Annotated in this window: 18 protein-coding genes and 1 pseudogene; 12 read left to right on the top strand and 7 right to left on the bottom strand. The window is 43.2% G+C overall.

Going from position 1 to position 20459, the window contains the following annotated elements; all coding sequences use genetic code 11:
* Nucleotides 1–236 precede the first annotated feature (236 nt).
* Nucleotides 237–1886: a glycoside hydrolase family 32 protein gene (locus WKT11_RS18235; protein ID WP_118247483.1), complete on the top strand. Its 1650-nt coding sequence runs from the start codon at nucleotides 237–239 to the stop codon at nucleotides 1884–1886.
* A 96-nt stretch (nucleotides 1887–1982) separates the two neighbouring features.
* Nucleotides 1983–3350, top strand: coding sequence for an MATE family efflux transporter (locus WKT11_RS18230; protein ID WP_182439589.1), 1368 nt, complete (start codon nucleotides 1983–1985; stop codon nucleotides 3348–3350).
* Nucleotides 3351–3587: 237 nt separating this feature from the next.
* On the opposite strand, the gene WKT11_RS18225 is transcribed toward WKT11_RS18230, so the two are convergent.
* Nucleotides 3588–5618: a right-handed parallel beta-helix repeat-containing protein gene (locus tag WKT11_RS18225; protein WP_118247482.1), complete on the bottom strand. Its 2031-nt coding sequence runs from the start codon at nucleotides 5616–5618 to the stop codon at nucleotides 3588–3590.
* 418 nt (nucleotides 5619–6036) lie between these two features.
* On the opposite strand from WKT11_RS18225, the gene ureA reads away from it, so the two are divergent.
* The 8 genes from ureA to WKT11_RS18185 all read left to right on the top strand — a co-directional run bounded on the left by ureA (nucleotide 6037) and on the right by WKT11_RS18185 (nucleotide 12083).
* Nucleotides 6037–6339, top strand: coding sequence for an urease subunit gamma (ureA, locus tag WKT11_RS18220; protein ID WP_008705098.1), 303 nt, complete (start codon nucleotides 6037–6039; stop codon nucleotides 6337–6339).
* Between the two features lie 14 nt (nucleotides 6340–6353).
* Nucleotides 6354–6713 carry an urease subunit beta gene (gene ureB, locus WKT11_RS18215; RefSeq protein WP_019163039.1) on the top strand — a complete coding sequence of 120 codons (360 nt, stop codon included), beginning with the start codon at nucleotides 6354–6356 and terminating at the stop codon, nucleotides 6711–6713.
* A gap of 12 nt (nucleotides 6714–6725) precedes the next feature.
* Nucleotides 6726–8447 carry an urease subunit beta gene (gene ureB, locus WKT11_RS18210; RefSeq protein ID WP_117674910.1) on the top strand — a complete coding sequence of 574 codons (1722 nt, stop codon included), beginning with the start codon at nucleotides 6726–6728 and terminating at the stop codon, nucleotides 8445–8447.
* A gap of 258 nt (nucleotides 8448–8705) precedes the next feature.
* The gene (locus WKT11_RS18205) at nucleotides 8706–9212 is read left to right on the top strand and encodes an AmiS/UreI family transporter (protein ID WP_008705095.1); all 507 of its coding nucleotides are present in this window, start codon (nucleotides 8706–8708) and stop codon (nucleotides 9210–9212) included.
* 49 nt (nucleotides 9213–9261) lie between these two features.
* On the top strand, nucleotides 9262–9738 hold the full coding sequence (locus WKT11_RS18200) for an urease accessory protein UreE (protein ID WP_118247479.1): 477 nt from the start codon (nucleotides 9262–9264) through the stop codon (nucleotides 9736–9738).
* 18 nt (nucleotides 9739–9756) lie between these two features.
* On the top strand, nucleotides 9757–10449 hold the full coding sequence (locus WKT11_RS18195; RefSeq protein ID WP_008705090.1) for an urease accessory protein UreF: 693 nt from the start codon (nucleotides 9757–9759) through the stop codon (nucleotides 10447–10449).
* Between the two features lie 152 nt (nucleotides 10450–10601).
* Complete coding sequence (gene ureG / locus WKT11_RS18190) at nucleotides 10602–11210, top strand: urease accessory protein UreG (protein ID WP_008705089.1); 609 nt, start codon at nucleotides 10602–10604, stop codon at nucleotides 11208–11210.
* Between the two features lie 12 nt (nucleotides 11211–11222).
* Entirely contained in the window at nucleotides 11223–12083 is an 861-nt protein-coding gene (locus WKT11_RS18185) for an urease accessory protein UreD (RefSeq protein ID WP_243009869.1), read from the top strand.
* Nucleotides 12084–12162: 79 nt separating this feature from the next.
* On the opposite strand, the gene WKT11_RS18180 is transcribed toward WKT11_RS18185, so the two are convergent.
* The 6 genes and pseudogenes from WKT11_RS18180 to tnpA form a co-directional block, all read right to left on the bottom strand.
* Nucleotides 12163–14808, bottom strand: coding sequence for an ABC transporter permease (locus WKT11_RS18180; protein ID WP_117844350.1), 2646 nt, complete (start codon nucleotides 14806–14808; stop codon nucleotides 12163–12165).
* A gap of 15 nt (nucleotides 14809–14823) precedes the next feature.
* Complete coding sequence (locus tag WKT11_RS18175; protein ID WP_006858253.1) at nucleotides 14824–15495, bottom strand: ABC transporter ATP-binding protein; 672 nt, start codon at nucleotides 15493–15495, stop codon at nucleotides 14824–14826.
* A 135-nt stretch (nucleotides 15496–15630) separates the two neighbouring features.
* Nucleotides 15631–16440, bottom strand: coding sequence for a sensor histidine kinase (locus WKT11_RS18170; protein ID WP_243023313.1), 810 nt, complete (start codon nucleotides 16438–16440; stop codon nucleotides 15631–15633).
* A gap of 82 nt (nucleotides 16441–16522) precedes the next feature.
* On the bottom strand, nucleotides 16523–17200 hold the full coding sequence (locus WKT11_RS18165) for a response regulator transcription factor (protein ID WP_117674903.1): 678 nt from the start codon (nucleotides 17198–17200) through the stop codon (nucleotides 16523–16525).
* A 205-nt stretch (nucleotides 17201–17405) separates the two neighbouring features.
* The gene (locus tag WKT11_RS18160; protein ID WP_173745025.1) at nucleotides 17406–17765 is read right to left on the bottom strand and encodes an arsenate reductase family protein; all 360 of its coding nucleotides are present in this window, start codon (nucleotides 17763–17765) and stop codon (nucleotides 17406–17408) included.
* A gap of 332 nt (nucleotides 17766–18097) precedes the next feature.
* A pseudogene (tnpA, locus tag WKT11_RS18155) lies at nucleotides 18098–18502 on the bottom strand (IS200/IS605 family transposase).
* Between the two features lie 84 nt (nucleotides 18503–18586).
* Between tnpA and WKT11_RS18150 the strand changes: the two are divergent.
* Both WKT11_RS18150 and WKT11_RS18145 read left to right on the top strand, forming a co-directional pair.
* Nucleotides 18587–19726, top strand: coding sequence for an RNA-guided endonuclease TnpB family protein (locus tag WKT11_RS18150; protein WP_117674901.1), 1140 nt, complete (start codon nucleotides 18587–18589; stop codon nucleotides 19724–19726).
* A gap of 253 nt (nucleotides 19727–19979) precedes the next feature.
* A complete protein-coding gene (locus WKT11_RS18145; RefSeq protein ID WP_173697194.1) occupies nucleotides 19980–20414 on the top strand; it encodes a hypothetical protein in 435 nt (144 codons plus the stop codon).
* Nucleotides 20415–20459 lie beyond the last annotated feature (45 nt).

Here is a 20459-nt window from a genome sequence, read left to right as displayed (position 1 = left end):
TGAGGATTGCTGTAAATAAACATAAGCTAACAGTAAAAAGGATGTCGGATTTGCTCCCGGCATCCTTTTTATATGTGGTCATACAGGATAAAATAGTATAAAAAAATGTCAAAATATTTTATTGAAACTCCCCGTGATTTTGTTATGATATAGTAAGATTATGTCGGCAGAAGGTCAGTACGATACTTTGATATATAGTGAATCAGAGACAAAATTCAGAAAGGGGATTTTTACATATGTATACAGGAAACTATGAATGTCTGGAATTATTTGTAAAACCAGAAGCCGGAAAAAAAGGTAGTGTGAGCCTGAAGAAGATAAAAGAAAACAAAACAGAAATAAAAGAACTGCAGCATATCTATGGGAACTGGATCAAGTTCCAGACAGATAAAGATACAGAATACGAGATTACTGCACAGGACTGCACCATTACCTTTGCTTATTTAAGCGAATGTGAAAATATCCTGAAGAATGGAATTTGCGTACTGAATACCACAGACAATTTTAAAGCAATGAATAAAGAAGAATTTTTTAAATTCATTGACACTCCGTACAGAGAGCAGTTTCATTTTTCGCCGGTTGTGAACTGGAACAATGATCCGAACGGACTTTGCTGGTTTAAGGGTTATTATCACCTTTTCTACCAGCTGAATCCTTTTAAACAGGAGTGGAATAATATGTACTGGGGACATGCAGCAAGCAGGGATCTGGTGCATTGGATACATCTTCCGGTTGTGTTAGAGCCTCAGGAAGAAATCCTGGATAATCTTGCGATTAAAGGTGGTGCTTTCTCCGGAAGTGCACTTCCGATGGGAGATGAGGTGTACTTCTATCTCACAAGACATATCGGACCTCAGGATGACGGATGGGATACTATTCAGTATCAGACAATGACAAAGAGTAGTGATATGATTCATTTTGAGCCGGAAAAAGAGATTATCAGGGAGAAACCGGAAGGTACTAACTATGATTTCCGCGACCCGAAAGTAATTAAGATCGGTGAGAAGTATTATATTGTATTAGGTGCATGCGTAGATGAAAAAGGAACATTTCTTCTGTATGAATCTGAAGATGCAGAGAACTGGAAATACAGATGTCCTCTGATTACAGAGAAAACAAAGATTAGAACCATTGAGTGTCCGGACTTTTTCCCACTGGATGATAAATATGTAGCTATGGGAGCATGGATGAGTCATTATGATGAATATGGAAGATTCCAGCAGTGCAGATATTACGTGGGAGACTGGAGTGGTGATGCAATGGATGTCCATACGCAGCAGTGGGTGGATTTTGGAAGCAACTGCTATGCAGCGCAGAGCTTTCAGCATGAAGATCGCAGGATCCTGATCGGTTGGATCAGTGATTTCTATGGAGAGCATATTGCTACAGAGCCGGGAGCTTATGGAAGCATGACGCTGCCAAGAGAACTCCATGTGAAGAATGAACATGTATATACAAAACCTGTAGAGGAAGTTTATACTCTTCTGGGTGATACAGTATATGAAGACACAGGCAGTGAAATCAAAGTCGGCTCCATTGCAGATAACAGATATTATGCATCTGTATCATTTGGAGAAACAGGAGATTTCAACATTCTTCTTGGTCAGGATGGGGATAAATCCATCAGTCTGACTGCAGAAGGGGGAAAAGTATTCTTTAAAATGGCCGGTGTGAAGAGTGATAAGGTACAGTTTGTTTCTTCTGTGGAGAAATGCAGAAATGCAGAAATTTTTGTAGACGGAAGAACAATTGAGGTATATTTAAATGATGGAGAAGATGTTGGAACCAGACTGTTCTACAATAGTAACAGACAGGGGATGTTCTGCCTGAACAGTGAAAAAGATGCGCAGGTGAAAATTTGTGAAATGAAATCCATCTGGAAATAAATCAGAAATTTCAGAAATCGGAATCTCAGATTTTTTCGAATATCTGTTTAACTTATGAAAACGTTATAGAAATATAGAGGATGGGAGTAAATAGAAATGACCACATCTATGATAAAGGGTAATCCACTGAAACTGATGTTACAGTTTGCGTTTCCTTTATTATTAGGAAACCTGCTGCAACAGACCTATAATATTATTGACGCTGCGATTGTAGGCCAGATCCTTGGGGCAAAAGCACTGGCAAGTGTAGGAGCCAGCAGCAGTATACAGTTTCTGGTACTTGGATTCTGTATGGGAAGCTGTACAGGTTTTGGCGTTCCTGTAGCTAAATATTTTGGCGCGGAAAAGATAGAGAAAATGCGGGATTATATCTTTAATGGAGCTGGGTTATGTGCAGGAATTGCAGTGATTCTTACAGTATTATGCAGCGTTTTATGTCCTCAGATATTACATATTCTATCAGTACCGGAGGACATTTATGACAATGCATATAGTTATCTGCTGATCATTTTCCTGGGGATTCCCTTTACGATTTTATATAACTATCTGTCCAGTATTTTGAGGTCAGTGGGAGACAGCAGGACACCGTTTATATTTCTGGCGTTATCTGCTGTTCTGAACATTTTTCTGGATTTATTCTGTATTGTAGTGCTGAAACTTGGATGTGCCGGAGCTGCCATTGCAACAATTTCCGCACAGGCGATCAGTGGAATCTTGTGCCTTATTTTTATCATCTGCAAGATGAAACTCCTGTGGCTTAAGAAAGAAAACAGGGCAATAAAGGGGGATGCAGTAAAGGAACTTCTGGCAATGGGAATGCCTACGGGACTTCAGTTCTCCATCACAGCTATCGGAAGTATGGTTATGCAGTCTGCTAATAACGGGCTTGGAAGTACTTATGTATCCGCATTTACGGCAGCAATGAAGATCAAGCAGTTTACCATGTGTCCATTTGATGCTATCGCAACATCTGCATCTGTATTCTGCAGTCAGAATCTTGGAGCAGGACAGTCTGACAGGATTAAGAAAGGATTGCGCTGTGGTATTACAGTGGGAGTAGGATATGGTATTGCGGCGGGAATTTTACTGATTTTTGCAGGGCGTACACTTTCTATGCTGTTTGTTGGAAAGAGTGCGGTGGCAGTTTTGGATGCCTCTGCCAAATACCTCAGATGTATGGGATTTTTCTACTGGAGTCTTGGTATTCTCAATGTTGCCCGTATGGTAACCCAGGGACTTGGATATTCAGGCAGAGCCGTTTTCTCCGGCGTAACAGAAATGATTGCCAGAACAGTTGTCTGTCTTGGATTTGTAGGAACTTTTGGCTTTACAGCCATCTGTTTCGCAGACCAGACCGCCTGGGTCACAGCAACCTGTTATATTCTTCCAACATGCCTGTGGTGCATCCGAAAGTCTACAAAAATGCTTGCATCTATAGCAGTCCGAGTAAATAATGCATCTTAAGCGAATTAAGTAAGTCCCCTGCGGGGGGGGGCATATCCGCTTGACTCCAGCCCATCAGAGTGTGAAATTCTGCTGAACTGTCTTAAATACATTATTTATTAGGACTGCTATAATAAAAGTATAACAAAATAAGAAAACAGCTATGCAAGAGCAGTAGATAAAAATATCTGTACTCTTCATAGCTGTTTTTATGTATGGTTTATATATGGTAAAGCTATTGACTATATGGATATCAGGTTAAAAGAGCTTTTGCTCAGAGGCTTTTTTATCTGTAAATGGTCCTGCAACAGTTTTCACATCTCTGTGATTTCCAAAGAAATCCTGATTAAAGATAATCGGGCTTCCGTCAGGATTTTCGTATTTCTGCTCCGGTTCGAATGCCATACCAAGTGTTTCAGTTGAGATGATACCGTCGGTTTCTTCTTTGATGATATCATACAGATTGGTCTTCAGATACCAGCCATCTTCTTTCTTTTCGACAGAGATATCTACAGTGTGTTCTGCATCTGTGACTGCATCTGTTTCTTTTTCCCATGCACGTGCTCCGTTGAAATAGAGATTGCCGGATGCCCATACAGGAAGGTGATCATAATAGCAGTTACCTGTTGTTTCAGAACCCATTCCGCAGTAACCTTCAAACTGTCTGTTCCACTCTTCAAAGGTTGGATACCCGTTAAATCTGAAGGTTCCGGTGAGTACATTGCAGTCATCCCACATATTTCCGTTGCCGCCCATAAGATCAGCCAGCTCCTGCATACAAGGACGGATCGGTTTCTGAACGAAGATGTTGTTGTAGAATCTGTCATCTCCATGAAGGATGGTCATAAATCCTGCAACCTGAGTTCCGTGTTTGGTGTGATATGGAGTATATCTCGGAGATGGAATATCAGGTGCACCGTTGTCTGTACCGATACCAACAGAAACGAAGCCGCCGCAGATCAGGTTATGTACAAGGGCAACGCCTTGGGTTGCAATTTTCAGTGCACGGTCAGACAGCAGGATATTGTGGTCGATCAATGTCGGACCATGGGAAACCTCAACGAAGATATCTTCTCCTACGCTTGTGACGGCGTCATCGCCTGCTTCGAAATCATTTGGAAGAGCATTGTCATGGAAGAGATTTCCTGTAACGCGGGTTCCCTGTGCCTGCCAGTCAAGCCACAGACCACGGGTGCAGTTATGTATATGGTTGCGGCGGAAAATAACATCGATAGCGGCATGCATTTTGATACCGCCGATCTCTGCTCCTGCCAGATTCTGCTTGTTGTTAATGTGGTGGATATGGTTGTCTTCAATAACAGAGAATACGCCTCCAAGATGTCCTACAATACCTGTCTGGCCGCAGTCATGAATCTCACATCTGCGTACAATATGGGAACCAATATGCTCCTTATCCCATCCTTCATAGGAAGCCTGACAGATGCAGTCGCGCTCTGTCTGAGTTCCGTCTTTGTATTTCCATTTTAACCATTTGTTATCATTTTCCGGCTGCAGATATTTACCAAGAGAAATACCGCTGCATTTGGATTCATAGATTTCACAGTCTTCGATGATCCATCCTTTGGACCAGTGAGGACCGACCATTCCCTCCTGATAAGCAGTAGGAGGGGCCCACTGAGTAGCAGCCTGACTGATACGGAAACCGGAGAGAGTGATATATCCGATTCCTTCACTTCCCGGATAGAAGCAGTTTCTTCTTACACTGATCTCAACATTTTCTTTATTAGGATCTTTTTCATGGAAGTTTGCATAAATAATTGTCTGATTATTGGCTTCATCCTGTTCCGCGTACCATGTATATACAGAGAAATCAGGATCCCATGAGATAGTACTTTTCTGTGGATTTTTAACTTTATCCAGAGTGGTTACCTCATACATGGATTTCTCATTCAGATATACATCTCCTGTATGAGCAATAAATGTAGCGATAAACCAATCTCCGGATACCAGGGTAGTAAATGGGTTATAATCACCGAAGATTCCGTTCGGAATGATTGCTTTCCATACAGTGCCTTCTATATTTTCCCAGTCTTTGACAGCTTCACTTCCTGTAATGTGTGCCTGTCCTTTTATTGCAGAACGGTAGGTGATACGCTTGTCTGGCGTTCCTGCGTGAATCGGATTAACTGCTTCACGGTATAATCCCGGTGCAACGATGACTTCATCTCCCGGAAGTGCCTTTGCAGCGGCCTCCTGAACAGTTTTGAATGGATTTTCTTTTGTTCCGTTTCCGGTCTGGATCACGGATGCATCAACGTAAATAATCATTATAAAAACCTCCCGGCCTTCTGGCTTGAATCCTTCTATTTGCGGGCGAAATGCCCATAAAATATGTAATTCAAATGTAGCATGTAAATATGTAGCGAAACAATGGAATCCTGTGTCATTTTATATGAATTTTGTTACAATTATTACTGTTCACTTCATTTTCAGTTTACTTACAGAATCTGATATTGGTTGCTTCTTAATGGGATACGCTTTATTCCTATTATTAATAATGTTCGAAAAAAATTCACAAAAAACATCTTGACCATCAAAGAAACACAAGTTATAATCCCCTATATAAAAATTTTCGTGCAAAGAGCAGACAATGGGGTCTGAGAAAGAATCCCATTGCCTGCTCTTTTTTGCGTACTACGAAGATTTTTTCATATTATAATCCGCACAATTCGAGAGGAGGAATATCATGAGGCTGAATCCCAAAGAACAGGAAAAATTAATGCTTCATATGGCAGGAAATCTTGCAAAAGAGAGAAAGGAAAGAGGTCTGAAACTGAATTACGTGGAGGCACTTGCGTATATCAGTTCTGAACTCCTGGAGCTTGCAAGAGATGGTAAAACAGTGGTAGAGCTGATGCAGCTTGGAACCAAGATCCTTACAAAGGATGACGTAATGGACGGTGTTGCTGATATGATCGGTGAAGTCCAGGTAGAAGCAACATTCCCAGATGGAACCAAGCTTGTGACAGTACATAATCCAATTCAGTAAGGAGGAAAATGAGCATGAAAATCGGTGAAATTATGGCCGCAGATCGTGAGATCACACTTAATGAAGGCAAGAAAACAGTGACAGTAACAGTGGCAAATAAAGGCGACAGACCGGTTCAGGTCGGTTCTCATTTTCACTTCTTTGAAGTAAATAAATGCCTTTCTTTTGACAGGGAAAAAGCCTATGGATATCATCTGGACATTCCTTCGGGAACATCTGTAAGATTTGAGCCGGGTGAAGAAAAGGAGGTTCAGCTTACAGAAATGGGCGGCAGACAGAGAGTATTCGGACTGAATGACCTTACCCGCGCACAGGCAACTGACGATACAAAAGCAGCATCCATGGAAACTGCGAAATTAAAAGGATTTCTGTAAGGAGGGACAACAATGAGTACAAAAATTTCCGGAAGCAAATATGCGGCAATGTATGGCCCGACTACAGGAGATAAGGTACGTCTGGCAGATACAAGCCTTGTGATTGAGGTAGAGAAAGATTATACAACCTATGGAGACGAAGTAAAGTTCGGCGGCGGCAAGACAATCCGTGACGGTATGGGACAGTCTGTAAAAACTTGTAGCAAAGATGGTGATCTTGATCTCGTGATTACCAATGCACTGATCGTAGATTCCACTGGAATCATCAAAGCAGATATCGGTATCAAAGACGGCAAGATTGCAGGAATCGGTAAAGCCGGAAACCCTGACATTATGGATGGCGTCACACCTGGAATGACAGTCGGCGCATCTACAGAAGCGCTTGCAGGAGAAGGAATGATCGTAACTGCAGGTGGAATTGATACCCATATTCATTTCATCAGCCCACAGCAGATCGATTGTGCATTATACAGTGGTGTAACTACTATGATCGGAGGTGGTACAGGCCCGGCAGACGGTACAAACGCAACTACCTGTACACCAGGACCATGGAATTTGAGAATGATGTTAAAGGCAGCCGAGGAATACCCGATGAACTTAGGCTTCCTTGGAAAAGGTAACTGCTCAGACGAAGCTCCTCTTATTGAGCAGGTTAAGGCCGGAGCTATGGGACTTAAGATCCATGAGGACTGGGGCGCAACACCTGCAGTTATCAATCACTGTCTGAATGTGGCAGATGAATATGATGTACAGGTTGCCATCCATACAGACACATTAAATGAAGGTGGATGTGTGGAAGATACACTTGCAGCCATCGGCGGCAGAACCATCCACACTTATCATACAGAGGGTGCAGGCGGCGGACATGCACCGGATATTATCCGCGCAGCAGCAGCTCCGAATGTACTGCCATCCTCCACAAACCCGACAATGCCATATACAGTAAACACTCTGGATGAGCATCTGGATATGCTGATGGTATGCCATCACCTTGACAAGAGAATTCCGGAAGATGTTGCATTTGCAGATTCCCGAATCCGTCCTGAGACAATCGCAGCAGAGGATGTTCTTCATGATATGGGTATCTTCAGTATGATGAGCTCTGACTCTCAGGCTATGGGACGTGTAGGTGAGGTTATCACACGTACCTGGCAGACAGCAAGCAAGATGAAAGATGAGAGAGGCGCACTTCCGGAAGATGCAGGACATGACAATGACAACTTCCGTGTAAAACGTTATATCTCCAAATATACCATCAACCCGGCGATCACACACGGTATTTCCCAGTATGTGGGCTCTGTGGAAGAAGGTAAATTTGCAGACCTTGTTCTCTGGAATCCGGTATTTTTTGGAACAAAACCGGATATCATCATCAAAGGCGGTATGATCATTGCATCCAAGATGGGTGATGCAAATGCATCCATTCCGACTACACAGCCGGTTCTCTATCAGCCAATGTTTGCAGCTCATGGAAAAGCTAAGAATGAAGCCTGCCTGACCTTTGTATCCCAGGCTGCCATGGATGAGAATGTAAAAGAGAAATACGGTCTTGAGAAAACTGTAGTACCTGTAAAGGGATGCAGAAATATCAGCAAAAAAGATATGGTATTTAACGACAGAACACCGGAACTGACCGTGGATCCGGAGACATATAAGGTTACTGTTGACGGCGAAGAAATCACTTCCAAACCGGCAGAGAAACTTCCGCTGACACAGCTTTACAGTCTGTTTTAAACAATTTTGAACCATTATATTCTGGTTATCTGATCATAAAAATGATATTCGCAGGACTGTTATTTATGGAGTTTTGTGAGAACTTTTATAAGAACTTACCAAACGATATAACGGCAGTCCTGTCAGTATAAAATTCTGATTTTTATATGAAAATAAGCAGGATTTATTCATCTTGTTATGCGTGTTGAATAAAAGTATTTCCACTTACGAAATATAAACAGAAAAATATACTGAAGAAGCAGGAGAGGAGAGAATATTATGTTAGGAGTTTGTCTTTTATTCGTAGGAATCGTATTGATTAACAACGGTATGTGTTCTTTATATAATGTAGACGGAAAATCAACCGCCATCATGAACATCTTTACAGGTGGTCTTTCTTTATTTATTAACTTTGTCAATCTGGTGCAGGGCAATTATTATGCAGCAGGAACAGGACTGCTGTTCTGCTTTACCTATCTTTTCGTAGCCCTGAGTAAATTCCTGAAAGCAAGCCCTATCCCATTTGCATGGTTTTCTACTTTTGTAGCCATCAATGCGGTGATCTTCGGTACAATCGAGGGATTTACAGGAAGCACTGCACTGGGAATCACACCGGATCTGCGTTGGGCAGCAATCTGGTATCTGTGGGCAATTCTCTGGGGAACTGCTTTCGTAGAAGACATCTGCGGAAAGAAACTGGGAAAATTCGTTCCATATCTTCAGGTATTTGAAGGAATCGTAACTGCATGGGTTCCTGGAGTTATGATGTTACTTCAGATTTGGTAAAAAATAAATCTGATAAGAAATTTTTATCGGATTCAGGAGGTCGAAAATAATGCTGTGTGAACAGGTTTTGGGAAAGCTTCATGATTTTGATACTACAGGAAAAACAATAGAATATGTAGATATTGAATGGCACGAAGCATTTAAGAAAATACATAAAAAAATAACAGACAAAGGAACAGAAGTGGGAATCCGCATGGACGATTCCATTCTCGCCAGAGGTCTGTATCAGGATGATGTGATCTACGCAGATAATGAGAAGATTGTAGTGGTAAATACACCGCCATGCGAAGTTATCCGTGTTTCTCTGACTCCCGGACATGAGAAAATGTCTGCAAAGGTCTGCTATGAAATCGGAAACAGACACGCACCGCTTTTCTGGGGAGAGAATGATACGTTTATCACGATCTATAACGAGCCAATGCTTGTTATGCTTCAGAAAATCCATGGAGTTCAGGCGGAGAAAGAAGTGCTGAAGCTGGACTTTGACAAGAGAATTTCTGCAAGTATTCATAATCATCATCATTAATAACAACGGAGGTTCTTCATGTCAGAAAAACAGTTCTATCTTCTACAGGTAAATGATGCGCTGTTCCCTATCGGAGGATATTCTCACTCCCAGGGACTTGAGACTTATATTCAGCGTGGAATTGTCCACAATGTAGACACAGCCAGAGAGTATATTACTCACAAAATCAAATGGAATCTTGCGTATACAGAACTTCTGGCAGCCAGACTTGCATACGAAGCTGCAGAGAAAAAAGACCTGCAGGAACTTCTGTACCTGGAAGAACTTCTGGAAGCATCCAGAATTCCTATGGAACAGAGAGAAGCTGCCAGAAAAATGGGTTCCCGTTTTGCCAAGACCATTGAAAAGCTTGGACTTTCCATCAGCGAAACAGGGATTTTCAGAGAATATCTGGATGCAAGAAAGGGAAAAGCAGTAAATCATTGCTGTATTTACGGAGTTTTCTGTGCAGAAATGCAGATTCCTCTGGAAGAGGCGCTGACACATTATCTATATGCCCAGACATCTGCAATCGTCACCAACTGCGTAAAAACAATTCCCCTCAGCCAGACATCCGGGCAGCAGCTTCTGAGCGGATGCTATGGGGAATTTGATGAGATATTAAAGGATGTCATGAACAGAAGCGAGGAGGACTTATGTCTCTCTGCGCCTGGATTTGATATCAGAGGAATCCAGCATGAGAAGTTGTATTCCAGGCTATATATGTCTTAGTTTGAATTTGGTATTAGGTTATTCCAGGTTCAAGCGTGGATAGAAACAGAATCATGTGTATAATATGAAATCTTCAAAAATAATATGTGGAAAGTCAGTAAACAGATTATAAGAAGCTATCAACAAGTAAAGTAGAAAAGAGGAAATCGGTTATGTCATACGTAAAAATCGGAGTTGCCGGACCTGTGGGTTCCGGAAAAACAGCACTTATTGAAGCACTGTCAAGAAAGATGGCAAAGGATTACAGCATTGGTGTCATCACAAATGATATCTACACAAAAGAAGACGCCCAGTTCCTTGCAAAGAACAGCGTTCTTCCTGTAGAGAGGATCATTGGTGTAGAGACAGGTGGATGCCCTCACACAGCCATACGTGAAGACGCTTCCATGAATCTGGAAGCAGTAGATGAGATGATGGAACGCTTCCCTGATATTGAACTTCTTTTCATCGAAAGCGGCGGAGATAACCTGTCTGCAACATTCAGTCCGGAGCTGGTAGATGCAACAATCTTTGTCATTGATGTAGCAGAAGGAGATAAGATTCCGCGTAAAGGCGGTCCTGGAATCACACGTTCTGATCTTCTTGTAATTAATAAGATAGACCTGGCTCCATATGTAGGTGCAAGTCTCGAAGTAATGGAAAGAGACTCCAAAAAAATGCGTGGTGACAGACCATTCCAGTTTACAAATATCCGAGGAGATGAGAATGTAGATAAAGTAGTAGAGTGGATCAAGAAGAACGTACTCTTAGAAGGAATGTAAAGGAAAATGCCTATGGATAACAAATTCGGAAAAATATCCCGCATCAGCGCCTGCGCAGCCTTAAAAGACGGAAGGACTATTCTGGAAGATCTGTCTTTTACAGCACCATACAAGATCATGATGCCTTTCGAAAAAGAAAACGGTGGGATCCAGATCATGCCGCTCTGTGCTTCCGCCGGAATTATGGCAGGTGATTCCCAGGAATTTTCCTATCATGTAAAGGAAGGCGCAGACCTGGAAGTTCTGTCCCAGTCCTTTGAGAAAATCCACAAAATGGACGAAGGCTCAGCCGCCCGAACTATTGAAGTACAGGTAGACAAAAACGCTACATTATACTACTATCCCCAGCCGGTTATTCCTTTTGCACAGTCAGCCTTTGACAGCAAGATGACTATCCATCTGGAAGACGAAACCTCTCGTTTATTCCTGCTGGAGATCATCTCCTGTGGTCGAAACGCTCATGACGAACGTTTTCAGTACCGCAGATTCTCCTCAAAAGTCCTGCTGTACAGAGGGGACAAACTCATCTATCGCGACAACACCCGCTACGAACCGGACAAAATGCCCATGGAAGGAATCGGAATGTACGAGGGTTACACACATATGGCAAACCTGTTTCTTTCTAAGATCTGCAGCAGAGATGGTGAAAGTTGCAGTCAGGAATCCGGAACTGTAAAGTCAGCAGATTCAGCAATCAATCTGGAACTTCAGGAAAAAATCTGGCAGATTCTTGACGAAGATTCGGAAATAGATGGAGGCGTTACCCGTCTCACAACCGGAGATCTGGCGTTGAGAATCTTCGGTCATCGTGCTCAAAAACTGCAACAGGTAGCGGAAAAAATCAAGAAGTTATACGAAACAGAACAAATATAAAAAATGGCGGGAAATCCCGCCATTTTTTGTGCTGATGTATAGAATTATGTCGCTGAGGCGACCCGCCGCAGGCGGAGAATCATTGAGCATCCCTTAATTGCTCTACAACGCTGCATTTCGCTGCGTTGTCATACATCATGCAAGGAATCAGCCACCCCAGCAGAAGAAATACCGGAATTGTCAGCAGGACAGGCAGAATGGTGAATTGATACTCAAAGAACCAGAACATACTGCCCAGCATTTTTCCTGCAAGAGGTCCCACCGCCAGCGACAGAATAAAGGCCGCCGATACGGAGGACATTGCGTAAAACAATCCCTCGTAGATCAGCATGGTTTTGAGCTGCCGGTTCGTCATTCCTACAGCCTGAAGCACAGCAAATTCACGGCGGCGGGAAAGAATACTGGTCATCATGGCGTTGAAGAAATTTAAGAGTCCCACCAGCCCGATGATAGCACAGAGGATACCACCTACCAGAAGGAACATCTGCCGGAACTGAGCAAACTCAGAGCGAGCCGTGGCCTTGCTTTCATACATCAAGGGTGAAAACTCACCGGCAGTGAGCTTCGATAGATATTGCTCTGCTTCGGCCTCGTCTACGTCGTCTGCTGTGTCGAACAGGTAGAGCATCGGAATGGCCGCACCGCCGCTGTCCCTCTGTGCGGTATCCACAGACAAAACTGTCTCATATCCAATACCACCATAACGATAACTCATGGAATACGGAAGCTCTACCAAGGCGCAGACCGTGTACTCTACATCTCTGGCTCCATACAGTTTTTCCTGAAAGTACTCCTCCGGTGTATCTTCGGTGCGGAGTTCCCCGGTGCGGCTGTCGATATATTTCACATCGTCCGCATAGGTGGCGGTGATCGTGTCTCCCACCTTGGGGTAGTATTCAGGATTGGGCAGATTACCGTAGTCATCTAAGGAAACCGCAATGGCAATAGCGTTATTGTTTGGCTCCAGCATAGGAGAAATATCTCCGTCGAACACTTGCAGCTTGTCAAACAGGCTGTTATCCAGAGCCTCGATTCTGGTATCTCCCATCACCATATCGCCCCGGTGCTCCATGCGGCTCATATGGCTGTCCAACTGCTCAGCACTTTCGTACCTTGCATAGTCCTGCCGCAGAGCATCCTCCGTCATCCAAAGATATACGGGTTTTCGCACAGCATATCCCGTGCCGGAAAGACTGGACTTTGTGTTTGCTGCGATCTCTTCGATCTGTTCCGGCGTGATGAATTCATCTGCCGGGTTGTAACGGAAATAGTCGGGCGTGCTGACGATAAAATCGGCGCAGGTCATGAAGGATACATACTTCTCCATGCTGAAGCCGCCCACAAAGGCACACAGTGCATTGAACAGCGTCACCGACAGTGCCAGAGACACCACCACCAGCACCGTCTTTTTTTTGTTTCGTCCCAGATTGGCAAAGGCCATCTGATGGAGCTTCGCTCCCCGGGTGCTGCGCTGTTTTTTCTTGGTCTGCATCGCATCTGTATATTTGGTAGCCTCCACCGGAGAAACCCTGGCTGCCATTTTCCCGGGCTTGGAGCAGGACAAAAGCACCGTCAGCAGGGCAAACAGCACGGAGCCAACAAAGATCACAGGCGAAGTGCTGATGGTGGTGATGCCTGCATCCAACTGGGTGGAGCGCAAGACAACAGGCACCAGAACAGCGCCAATGCCATAGCCCAACAGCAGCCCCGCCGGAATGCCGATCAGACAAAGCAGAAGTGCCTGCTGGCGAATGATGCGTTTGAGCTGCCGGGGCGTTGTGCCAATGGTTTTCAGAAGCCCGTAAAACCGGATATCCCCCGCAACAGAGATCTGGAAAATGTTATAGATGATAAGATACCCGGTGAAAATCACCAGCAGCAAAAAAGCTGCTATGGCGATCACAAGTTCCGGATCGAGATGCGACTCCAGCTGGGATGAGGTATATCCCCAGTTGACGCCGATCCGGACGCTGTTGGGATCGGTATAGCTGTCCCATGTGTAGCCGAGATCGGTATCCACCTGCTCCATCTGCCCTTGAATGTTTGTACTGGAAGCCATCATGACATTCAAATCGGTGCGGAAAGGCTGTAAACCTGTTTTCACTGCCTGCGCTTCGATGTCATCTGCGTAATCACGGCTGATGTTGATGTAATGAACAGGCATTAGTTCATCATAGTCCCAATAGCCCACCAGCGTAAAGGTATCTGTTACAGTAAAGGCGGTTTGATCCTTGTCCGTAATGGAATAGGAAACCGTGACCTCGGCGCCCAGCTCCGGCGTTACGCCAAGCAGCTGCAACGCTGCCGTATCCATGGCTACCTCTTTGCCGCTTTCGGGCATCCGTCCGGTAGTAGGGGTTGCATAGCTCCATTTAGTGCAGTTGGCATCCATGTAGCTGATCTCTGCAGGGGTTTTGGAAAAGACACCCTCCGCAGTGATACCGATTACCTTCCGTACCCCCGCAGCCTTCACCTTTGGGTGGGCAGCGATACGTTCCGCCTGCTCGGGGGAAACATCCTTAAAGGTACCGTGTGCATAGCCACCTACCTGCCGAAACTGGTAGGTTTCATAACTGGCGTTCAACGACAAGACAATGGTGAACATGGACGTAAATAGCAGCGTTGTCAGCGCAATGGCAAAAATAGCGATCAGATTGCGGCGACGGTTCGCATAAAGAGATTTTAAGCTGAGCTTTCGAATACATTTTCTGTTTTTGACATTCATCGTAGCCACCTCCCGTTAGTTCTGGGAGACGATCCGACCATCTTCGATACGGATAATGCGGTCTGCCATCTGCGCAATTTCTTCGTTGTGAGTGATCATTACGATTGTCTGGGCGAACTTTTGACTGGTGACTTTCAAAAGGCTCAATACATCCTGGCTGGTTTTGGAATCCAGATTGCCGGTGGGTTCATCTGCCAGAATGATAGCGGGTGCTGCCGCCAGCGCACGGGCAATGGCTACTCGCTGCTGCTGACCGCCGGAGAGCTGATTGGGCAGGGCATCCAGACGATCATCCAGCCCAAGTGTCTGTACAATTTGCTGTACGAAATCCTTATTGACCTTGCCACCGTCCAGCTCAATGGGTAGAACAATATTTTCATACACATTCAGCACCGGAACAAGATTATATGCTTGGAACACAAAGCCGATTTTCCTGCGGCGGAAGATGGTCAGCGCTTCCTCCTTCAGGGAGAAAATATCCTGTCCGTCCACCATGACCGTGCCACTTGTAGGGCGATCCAGCCCGCCCAGCATGTGCAGCAGCGTGGATTTGCCGGAGCCGGATGTGCCGACAATTGCAACAAATTCGCCCTTCTTTACACTTAAATCAACTCCATCCAACGCATGAACTGCGTTATTGCCGGAGCCATAAATCTTTTTCAGGTTTTTTGCCTGTAAAACTTCCATAAATGAGTACCTCCATGAAAAAATCTGTATGTATGAAAGGAAATCATCCTTTGATACATACAGATTATCGCATAGGAATCTTTCCACATTCTTTCCGGCGGAAAATGAAATCTAACAGTTTTGATAGAATTGTTGTTATTTCGGCAGAAATATGGAAAACGTACTTCCTTTTCCCGGAACGGAAGCAATCTTGATATAACCTCCCTCGCCGGATATGATCTGTCGGGCAAGGTATAAGCCGATGCCGACCCCTTCCTGCTCCTGAACCGCCTTTGAGCGGTAAAAGCGAGCAAATATCTTCGCTTGCTCAGTTTCCGGTATGCCTGAACCGGTATCCGATATATCGATCCTTGCAAACATTTCGTAACTTACGGCAGAAATCCTGATTGTGCCATGCTCTGTATATTTGATGGCGTTGTCTACGATATTCGCCAGCGCTTCCGCTGTCCATTTGAAGTCGAATACAGCAAAAGCATCTGTATCCTGCATTTGCAAAGACAATCCTTTTTCAGAAGCCTTGGCAGTATATTGTTCTACCACACTTTCAAGCAGCGGCTGCAGCGCTGCTTGCTGAGGGGAGAGTGAAATGATCCCGTTTTCCAGTCTGGAAAGCTTTACGAGAGAATCAATCAGAAATCGCAGCTTTTCCGATTGTTTGTACAGCGCCTCCACATTTGCCTTCGCCGATGCAGGCATAGTTTCCTCCATCAGAAGCTCGCTGTATAACAGCAGGTTTGCAATCGGCGTTTTTGTCTGGTGGGAGATGTCCGCAATCAAGGTTTTGATTTTGTCTTTTTCCTGCGCTATGTTTTGAGAAGATGCTTCTGCGGCGGAAAGATAGTGCGCAAACTTCGTTTCCAATGCAGATAGCCGGCTTTCATCAAAATTGGTTTCAGAAAAGGAGCCGGTCATGGCAGCGTCCAGCATCCTTTCGATTTCTTCCATCGTTTTTCTGATCTTCCTCCGCTCCCATAATACAGCAGCTATCGCCGCCAGAAAACATAGCAGTATGATCACAATGCCGGTTTTATTCATCTTTTGTCACCCAGCTATAACCGATTCCGTAGATGGTTTTAATGTATTTCTGTGCGCCAAGCTTATCCCTCAGACGCTTGATCGTAACAGACAAAGCATTTTCATCCACATATTCTGCGCCATCTGTCCAGATCCGGTCGACAAGGTCTCCACGGGTCATGGTTCGACCACGGTTTTCAACAAGCAGACGCAGTAATTTTTGTTCTGTTTTACTCAATTCCACTTTTGAATCTCCCACATAAAAGGTCATAGACTCAAAGTCAAAGTGAAATAGATCCATATGGAACGGCGCATTTTTATGGTTTGACGCTTGCTTTCGCAGTTGGGTATTCACCCTTGCCCGCAAAACCGAAAGAGAAAAGGGCTTGGTAATGTAATCATCAGCGCCCCTCTCCAGTCCGTCTACGATGTCCAGATCGGTATCATTGGCAGTCAGCAGAATAACAGGAATATAGGGTGTGTTTTCCTTGACCTCCCGGAGCAGCTCGAGCCCGCTGCCATCCGGCAGATTGATATCCAGCAGGATCAGGGATACACTCCCGCAAAGCAATTGTTCTCTTGCCGCTTTTAGATCATGGCAGGATATAATCTGACGGTCATCTGCTTTCAGCGCTTTGCATAAGCCTTGATTCAAACCGATATCATCTTCAATAATCAATAATTGTTCCATGTATCTCACTCCTTCGTTATTCAAATGCCACCATCGTTTCCTTGGGCAATTTTTTTCGTTTCGTTTTGGATTTCTGTTTCAGCCGGACAGCATGAATAGCACCTTCGGCAACCAGAAGTTCCCAGTCATATCTGGAGTTTTTGATTGTTCTGTTTTATGTGGCAAAGATTGATAAGAAAGCTATAAAAAAGAGGTTATGCGCACATCACATGTGCATAGCCTCGCTCCATTCTTTCTCCCTGAATCCGGTAAGTACAAAGTCATCTCCGATTACCAGAGGCCGTTTCACCAGCATTCCATCTGTAGCAAGGAGTTTCAGCTGCTCATCTTCAGACATATCTTTTAACTTATCTTTTAATCCCATTTCCTTATAGATCATTCCGCCTGTATTAAAGAATTTCTTCAGTGGAAGACCACTTTTTGCGTACCATTTCTTCAGTTCTTCGTAAGTAGGATTTTCTTCTTTAATAGCCCGTTCTTCATAACTGATATTGTGTTCATCCAGCCATTTCAGAGCTTTCATGCAGGTACTGCATTTGCGGTAAACTAAAACGTTCATAGACATTCTCCTCGTATAGATTTATCGTAACTATTTACAGGTAATTACTTCCTCTATTATTGTTCCAGATAGATATATCATAAATTGGAAAGGGCGATTTTGCAAGAGAATGTTATGGAAGAATTGTAAGGCTTAGATTTTCATAAATAAATCCTTTCGTTTGTCATAGGCGGAAACCCACTGCCTTTAGGAAGGCCACTGAAAAAGTCCTTTTTGCGTATAAATTAGCACAAAATAAAGTACATCAATCAACTTTGAGACACTGTATATAGTATGAAAAAACAGTTTTTCAGCGGCGTCCTTTAGGCGGTGGGAGGAGCCTTGTAAATCGTTATCTATTATCCCTGACTCTCAATATATTTTTGTATAGTTGCTGATGACACTTCTCCAATGCTACAAGCAAAATAACCATCTGACCAAAATATTTTTTTCTTCCAATACTGTTTTGATAAGACCTAATTATACTTTTGCCATAAGTAGTATGTTGTTTCCTGCTTTACAATTTTAACAATGTCGCATACTCTATCCGTTGTATCATAACTTAACAAAAAATGTATATGGTCTTTGTCTGTTTCCATAGCAATTATTTCGTAGCCACGAGTATTAGCTATATCGAGAATCTTTTGTTTCACATCATCAGCAATAGAGCCTTTTAGTAGTTGTTTGCGGTATTTGGTTACAAGAACTATATGTACTTTCAGACTGTATTTTCGTCTGTTATGACGATTATATCTATAATCCATAAATCACCTCTGACAGTTATTGACATTCACTAATTATTAGTATACACTATCATTAGTGAAGCATCAATAAGAGGAGTACATTTTATGGAACAGATAACTATAACTGCAAAAGTTCAGATAGCTGCAACTGATACAGATAAAGTTTTGCTTAATAAAACAATGTCTGTTTATTGTGATGCCTGTAATTATGTTTCAGATTATGTATTCCGCACACATGACCTAAAGCAGTTCTCACTCAATAAAATTTTGTACTCTGCTCTAAGAGAAAAGTTTAGTCTTAAATCACAAATGGCGCAGTCTGTTTTTAAGACGGTTATCGCAAGATATAAGTCCATTCTTGAAAATCAGAATGAATGGATAAAACCATCTTTTAAAAAACCTCAGTACGACCTGGTTTGGAACAGAGATTATTCTTTAACTCAAAACTGCTTTTCCGTCAATACGCTTAATGGTCGTGTGAAACTTCCTTATTTTGCTGAGGGTATGTCTAAGTATTTTAACCATTCTATTTACAGGTTTGGTACTGCCAAACTTGTAAATAAACGTGGTAAATACTATCTGCATATACCAGTTACTTATGAGGTTGAAGAAAGTAATATTTCTGATATTTGTAATGTTGTAGGTATTGACAGAGGTATTAACTTTGTTGTTGCAACTTATGACAGCAAACATAAGTCCGGATTTGTTAGTGGTAAAGCTATTAAACAGAAACGGGCTAATTATTCCAGGCTTCGTAAAGAACTTCAAATGCGACATACACCATCCTCAAGACGAAGACTAAAAGCTATCGGTCAGCGAGAAAACCGTTGGATGCAGGATATTAACCATCAGGTATCGAAGGCACTCGCCACCGGTAATCCAAAGCATACTCTCTTTGTATTAGAAGATTTGACTGGTATTCGCAATGCTACAGAACGTGTCAAAACAAAAGACCGCTATGTTTCTGTATCATGGTCCTTTTATGACCTTGAGCAGAAGCTGATTTACAAAGCGAAGCAGAATCAATCTTCTGTAATAAAGGTGGATCCTCGTTATACCAGTCAATGCTGTCCTGCTTGTGGACATACTGAAAAGTCTAATCGTAATAAGAAAATACATTTGTTTACTTGCAAAAACTGCGGTTATACGTCTAATGATGACCGTATTGGAGCTATGAATCTGTATCGTATGGGAATAAACTATCTTGCTGATAGCCAAGTACCTGATACAGTTGTAACAGAGTAAACTCTGCTACAAAGGGTGCTGTCAACCACCCAATGATGTAACGCCACTTTAGGCAGCAATGCCTATTTGGGGTAAAAGGTCGGAGGCGTAAGCCGTTACTACGACTGGGCAGTTACAAGCCCAATACCTTTAGGTGATGGGTAGTTGACCTCAGTTAAGTACTATTACGCAGACTACAGATTATTCAAAGTTGGAAAAATGTTATTCCATATGGATCTGTGCGGAGGATGTGCCAAAGAAACTGCAGAATACATTGACGGAATACTCTTTTTCGAAGAAGGATATTATAGGGGTAGCAGATGAACCTGAGGAGGATTATGATCTCTTAACAGTAATTATAATCCGACTGGGAAAAGAAACAGAAGAAAAAGGAATATTTGATTATCTGAAAGGGCTTTTTACTGGTGATATAAAGAGAATACAAAGATATTCACATATAGAATGGTCAGAACCATTTCAGGAGGAGGCGAGCAAAATGACAGGATTTGGAGATATGATTTATGAAAGAGGAATACAGCAAGGAATGCAACAGGGAATGCAACAAGGAATACAGCAAGGCCGTCATGAGGGAATGATTCTGGGGGCTCTCATGAGTGGAAAAACTCCAGAAGAAGTTTCGAAGATGTTGAACTTGCCTCTGGAAGAAATAAAAAAAGTTCAGGAACAGCAGATGACTGTGAACAAGTAGTGAAAGTAAATTACAGATATAAAATTAATTGGGAACTGGGAGCAT

Source organism: Blautia sp. HCN-1074 (assembly GCF_037890165.1).
Classification (GTDB): domain Bacteria; phylum Bacillota; class Clostridia; order Lachnospirales; family Lachnospiraceae; genus Blautia_A.
This window is presented reverse-complemented; position numbering and strand designations above follow the sequence as displayed.